The sequence below is a fragment of the Streptomyces sp. NPDC051133 genome, from assembly GCF_040682635.1.
Lineage (GTDB): Bacteria > Actinomycetota > Actinomycetes > Streptomycetales > Streptomycetaceae > Streptomyces.
On record NZ_JBFBBK010000121.1, the window covers coordinates 1 to 5,915 of the forward strand.

Sequence of the window (5,915 nt, forward strand, 5' to 3'; positions counted from 1 at the left end):
AGATCCGGTCAATGCAGCCATAGGGCATCAGCCTGTGGCACCGCCGGCGGTGTGGAGCCGGCAGTGCCACCTCGACGCTATTGCGGCGTTACTGCCTGGGACTCGGTGCTGGATGCTGTAATGGGAGCATCCTTTGTGAAGGCGCTCCGTCGGCCGGCACAGCTGGCCTTCTCTGAAGCAGTCATCGGACGCGACTCAGCAAGCAGACCTACCGCTCCCTGACGAGCGACGGCCCGGTGATCCGTCTGCTGCGGCATGACGCCCCTGATGTCGGTGACGACGGTATAGCTTCCTGAGAATACGGGCTTGCCCGGCGCCTGGTAGGCGTCGTCGGGGCTGCTGATCGTCACGAATGCCAGGCCATGCGCTGTGCCATAGAAGTCTCCTTCAGAGAACCATCCGGCCTCGCCAGGTGCAACGGACAGCTTCGTGTTGCCCGACTGGGTGCTGGACAATCCCCAGGACCACTGGGTCGACCACTGCTTGGAGAGAAGGGTGAAGGCAAAAGCAGAATTGGTCATGTAGCCGATGGAAAGGCCCTTTCCAACGGCGACACTGGAGGAGTAACCGTAGGTAACAGAGGCTTCCCTGGTGTAGGCCCAGCCGAGCGATTGGGACGCTGGTTTCTTCGTGCAGTTGAACAGCAGGCCACTTGCTCGCTTCTTGTAGTGGGGCGTCTGGTTGAAGAAAGACTCCTCGGAGAATGAATTCAGGGAGCATTGGCCACGGCCGCCTCCGAAGCCTGCCTTGGCGCAGTAGGCACTGGCCCAGTCGTTGAGGGAATTTACGGGAGCGCCGGTGGCCCTGTCCCGAGTACCATACGAGTGGCCGGGCATGTTGAGAAATATGCTGTCAAGCGGCGTGAGGTGATTTACGCATGCTGCAGGGTCGCAGTGGTTCGGCGGCTGGTGCGCAGCGTGTGCCGATGTGGTGCCGATCAGAAGGAAGCTGAGCGCCGTCGCAGCCGCAATGCCGGAGTTCCGCCAGCGTGGGTGCAGGGTCATTTTCGCTTGAGTCTCCTCAGTCGTCGCGGAAGGGCAAAGCCCCAAGAAAGCGATGCCTTGCGGCCCGACGGATCCAGCCGCTGCGACGTCGCCCCCCGCATCTTCGGGGGGCACTACATCGGATATCAAGTATAGCGATGTAAGTTTTCTAGACACTCAGTATTCGCTTGAGTAGATTTCTCGTCGTGAACGCAGCACTGAAGGAACGTCCGGCGTGGCACAAATGACCCCTGCACAGCGAGGAATTCGAACCGGTAGCAAGAGCGGAGTCTGCCCGGCCTGAGGGCGGGAGCTGATGCGTCCGAGGGACCCGTTAGGTGGATGCCGCGACGTCGGCAGTCAAACAGGGAAAGTACCCGGTCACAGCCCTAGCCGGACATCGACGCCTCATGAGCATGCTCGGTGCTGCGGGCTGCAAGCCGCGAGCCGCGAGTGAGAGGCCACAGCGCCCCGAACACCACGATGCCGAAGATCCCCAATGCAATGGCGGTCTCCGACGGGTGCTTCCAGTAGCCGGAGAGCAGAAGGAAGGCGGGAACCACTCCGGTGACCCAGCCTTCGATCGCGGTGACCCAGCCCACGTAGGAGGTGAGGCTTTCCTTCCCGAGCCCCAGCAGCAGGAAGAAAAGTAGCCACAGAAACGCCCAATACAGCCAGATCACGCCGAACGGATAATCCTTGGCAAGGTGGAAATTGACGAACGAGTACGCGAGGGCCACGATCGCAACAAACAGAGAGTAATAGCCGACACCGGTGCCGTCCAAACCCATGAGCAAGCCCACACCTACATACAAGTAAGTGAAGCCGAACAAATATATGCCGGACACTGCGAGGATTTTATGAGGGTCACCAGAAGCCTGGATAACGAGGTAAGTCGGCGTCAGGACCTGCAGCGCCCCTACAAAAAGATTGAACACCGCGCCGGAGCGGGGGGTGACCTTACCGAGGAGCATCATTCCGTTGAGGAAAAGCACCGCGCCCACGAAGAGGAGACCCACATTTCCCACAAAGACGCACCTCCCGAAAATCATGCCTCAGCGATCTTCTGAGACGCTCCCCCATTCTTCACTCCAGCACACGCCCCCGCGACCGGCTTGTCAAGTCGAGCCGACCAGTTCATTCGCACCACGTAAGACACGATTTCGCATTCAGTGACACGTCAGTGAGAATTCTTTGCGTCATTGTCGGACCGTGTCAGCAATAGCGGGACTCCTGACCACCCAGACCATCAAGATCCAAGTGTCTCTGGTGTCCAAGATCCGGGGTCAGGGCCCAGAGGCAGCAGCTTCGCCTCCGTCGGAAGCCAATCTCGTTGCGGGCATCATGTCGGACTCTTCGCCGAACACCCCATGGTGTACGACGTTCATGTGCCCAGCGAAGTGCAGCTCGACTGCAGGGGACGGTAGAAAGTTTCGGCTACCGTCGGCGGCGAAAGGCTTGTTCGTGAACGGCGCACCTCGTCACACCTCGTCACCCACCACAACGTCGGGCCGCTGATACTGCCGTACCTTGCCAGGAAGTCGGCCGATCTGGTCTGAGTCGTGCGGCTCGGGCGATGTATCTCGGCGGCGATACTCAGGATCGCCAGGGCGACGGTGCCCTGGCGATCGGACTTTTTGCGCGAGAGAGCGTGCCGGCCTCCTGAAGCACGCCTTGACGGTCGCCTGAGTCGCCCAGGCCAACGCCCCGAGTCAGGCCTGACACCAGATTCTTCCGCACCGCTGCAGACGCTCCATGGTGCTGCCATGCACAGTGACATCGACGGCCCAGCACGTGCGGCCGCAGCGCTGCTCCACTGCCGATTATCCCCTGAGGGTGCCGTTATTTAATCCTATCGGGCATGAAACGGGGATTCTTCCTCGATGCGCCTTGTACCGCCCGTGTCCCGCTCCGATGATCAGCCTGCGGCATTCGGCGCACCAGCGCGCATCCGGTTGCGTCGTCGGCCTCGCCGTACGGGTCGAGCGATGAGCAGAAAGAGAGGACAGCATGCACCTCACTCCGCACGAGCAGGAACGTCTGCTCATCCATGTGGCGGCGGATGTTGCCCGGCAGCGTCGTGAGAGGGGGGTCCTGCTGAACTATCCCGAGGCGATGGCTCTGCTGACGGTGCACGTGCACGAGGAAGCCCGGTCCGGCGCGACGGTCGACGCCGTCATGGAGTCCGGCCGTCACGTGCTCAGGCGCAGCGAGGTCATGAAGGGCGTCCCGGAGATGATCTCCAGCGTGCAGGTCGAGGCGACATTCCCTGACGGGACCAAGCTCGTGAGCATTCACAACCCGTTCGACGAACCGGACGAGGAGGTGGATGTCCATCCCGGCAAGCTGGAGCTTCTCCCGGAAGACGCCGAGTTCGCGGTGGCGATCAACGAGGACCAGAAACCGGTGGAGCTGCTCGTCAGTAATGCATCGGACCGACCGGTCCAGGTCGGCTCTCACTACCACTTCTTCGAAGTCAACGAAATGCTTCGGTTCGACCGGGAGGCGGCACGCGGAATGCGACTGCACATCGCGGCCGGTACGTCGGAGCGATTCGAGCCGGGAGATGAGCGCACGGTGCAGCTGGTGCCCATCGCCGGGGACCGCATCGTCAGGGGGCTTCAGACGGGGAAGAGCGAAGAGGAGATGCATCTCGATGGCCAAAGGGGCTGAAGAGGCCGCGGGCCTGCTGACACGATTCCGGTACGCCGACCTCTACGGTCCTACCACCGGTGACCGTGTCCGGCTCGCCGACACCGAGCTCGTGATCAGGATCGATGCCGACTGGTGCGGCGGCCCGGGCCGCGGCGGCGATGAGATGATCTTCGGCGGCGGCAAAGTGATCCGCGAGTCTATGGGGCAGTCACATGTCCCGCGCGACGACCCCCGAATGCCGGTGGACACGGTGATCACCGGGGCACTGATCCTGGACCACTGGGGCGTGGTGAAGGCGGACGTCGGTCTGCGCGACGGTCGGATCATGGCGATCGGCAAGGCGTACAACCCTGACACGATGTCGGCGAAGCCCCACAGCGACGAACGTGCGTCGGACTTCATCGTGGGCCCCGAGACGGAGGTGATCTCCGGCAATGGGCGGATCCTGACCGCGGGCGGCGTCGACACGCACGTCCACTTCTTGGGCCCTGCGCAGATTCACGAGGCGCTCGCATCGGGCGTGACCACGCTGATCGGTGGTGGAACCGGGCCCGCTGACGGCAGTACCGCCACGACCGTAACGCCCGGCAAGTGGCACATCCAGCGGATGTTCGAGGCGCTGGATTCCTTTCCCGTCAACATCGGTCTGCTCGCCAAGGGCAGTACCGTCTCGGAGAAGGCGCTGCGCGACCAGGTCGCTGCCGGCGCCCTCGGCTTCAAGGTCCATGAGGACTGGGGGGCCACGCCTGCGGTGATCGACGCGGCACTGAGGATCTGCGACGAGACCGGTGTCCAGATGGCCCTGCATGCCGACTCGCTGAACGAGTCAGGGTTCGTGCAGCACACCCTCGCCGCGACCAAGGACGGCAGTGCCGCGGACGGCAGATACCGTGGCCTGCACATCTTCCACATCGAGGGCGCCGGCGGCGGTCACGCACCCGACATGATCAGCCTGGCGGGGCGGCCGAACGTGTTGCCCGCGTCAACGAACCCGACCCGGCCCCTGACGGTCAACACCGTCAAGGAGCACCTCGACATGATGATCATCTGTCATCATCTCAATCCCGACATCGAGGCGGACATGGCGTTCGCCGACTCGCGGATCCGGCCCTCCACCATGGCCGCCGAGGACCTGCTGCACGACATGGGCGCCATCTCGATGATGTCCTCCGACGCACAGGCCATGGGACGCATCGGCGAGATGATCATGCGCACCTGGCAGACCGCACATGTCATGAAGGACCGCTACGGCCCCCTTCGCGAGGACGACAGCGACGCGGACAACTTCCGAGCCCGGCGCTACATCGCCAAGTACACGATCAACCCGGCCGTCACCCACGGCATCGACCACGAGGTCGGGTCCATCGAGGCAGGCAAGCTCGCGGACCTGGTGCTGTGGGAGCCGAGATTCTTCGGTGTGAAACCACACCTGGTCATCAAGGGCGGTCAGATCGCCTACGCGCAGGTCGGTGACGCCAACGCCTCCATTCCCACTCCCCAGCCGATCCTGCCCCGCCCCGTGTGGGGATTCTGCGGCCGGTCCACGAAGACCAACTCCTTCAACTTCGTGGCGGAGCTGGCCATCGACGGAGAACTGTCCCAGCTCGGCCTGCTCAAGCCGCTGCGTGCCATCAAGTCCACGCGCCAGGTGACCAAGGCCGACATGGTCCACAACAACAGCCTCCCCGAGATCGTCGTCGACCCCGACTCCTTCGAGGTCACCGTCGGCGGCGCCACCACCTCCGACGTACGCGCCGAAGTGAACGGGCAGCTGGTGGGACGGAACTACGCCATGGAACTGCCCATGGCCCAGCGGTACTTCCTGTTCTGACCCGGCGGCCGGCCCGGCCGCCCTGATGGCCGGGCCGCCCTGATGAAAGGCAGGCCGTCGTATGAGCCGCGCAGCCCTCCTCATCCTGGCCGATGGCCGTTTCCCGGCGGGAGGACATGCCCATTCCGGCGGAGTGGAGACCGCAGTCGCCTCCCAGAGCGTGTACGACGCCGCGAGCCTGGAGAGGTTCTGCCAAGGGCGTCTGCACACCGCCGGCCTGAGCGCGGCGGGCCTCGCGGCCGCGGCGGCCACCGGATACGACGCCCTGACACTGGACGAGGCCGCCGACGCCCGCACACCCATGCCGGCGACACGAGAGATCGCCCGCAGGCTCGGCCGGCAGATGATACGTGCGGTGCGCACCACCTGGCCTTCGCCCGAACTCGACCGGCTCGCCCGCGTCCGGCCGCAAGCAGTGCATCTGCCGGTCGTCCTCGGCGTCGCGG

At 63.8% G+C, this 5,915-nt stretch carries 5 protein-coding genes; 3 read left to right on the plus strand and 2 right to left on the minus strand.

Features of this window, described 5'->3' with window-relative positions; all coding sequences use genetic code 11:
* Window positions 1-77 precede the first annotated feature (77 nt).
* A complete protein-coding gene (locus AB0N17_RS44905; RefSeq protein WP_366017475.1) occupies window positions 78-1,004 on the minus strand; it encodes a hypothetical protein in 927 nt (308 codons plus the stop codon).
* Between the two features lie 368 nt (window positions 1,005-1,372).
* On the minus strand, window positions 1,373-2,011 hold the full coding sequence (locus AB0N17_RS44910) for an AmiS/UreI family transporter (protein ID WP_366017476.1): 639 nt from the start codon (window positions 2,009-2,011) through the stop codon (window positions 1,373-1,375).
* Window positions 2,012-2,993: 982 nt separating this feature from the next.
* On the opposite strand from AB0N17_RS44910, the gene AB0N17_RS44915 reads away from it, so the two are divergent.
* The 3 genes from AB0N17_RS44915 to AB0N17_RS44925 form a co-directional block, all read left to right on the plus strand.
* Complete coding sequence (locus AB0N17_RS44915; RefSeq protein WP_366017477.1) at window positions 2,994-3,656, plus strand: urease subunit gamma; 663 nt, start codon at window positions 2,994-2,996, stop codon at window positions 3,654-3,656.
* Entirely contained in the window at window positions 3,640-5,469 is a 1,830-nt protein-coding gene (locus AB0N17_RS44920; RefSeq protein WP_366017478.1) for an urease subunit alpha, read from the plus strand. Before AB0N17_RS44915 ends, AB0N17_RS44920 begins: the two co-directional genes overlap by 17 nt.
* A gap of 61 nt (window positions 5,470-5,530) precedes the next feature.
* Window positions 5,531-5,915 (plus strand): urease accessory UreF family protein (locus tag AB0N17_RS44925; protein ID WP_366017479.1); only part of this gene is annotated, 385 nt, incomplete at its 3' end.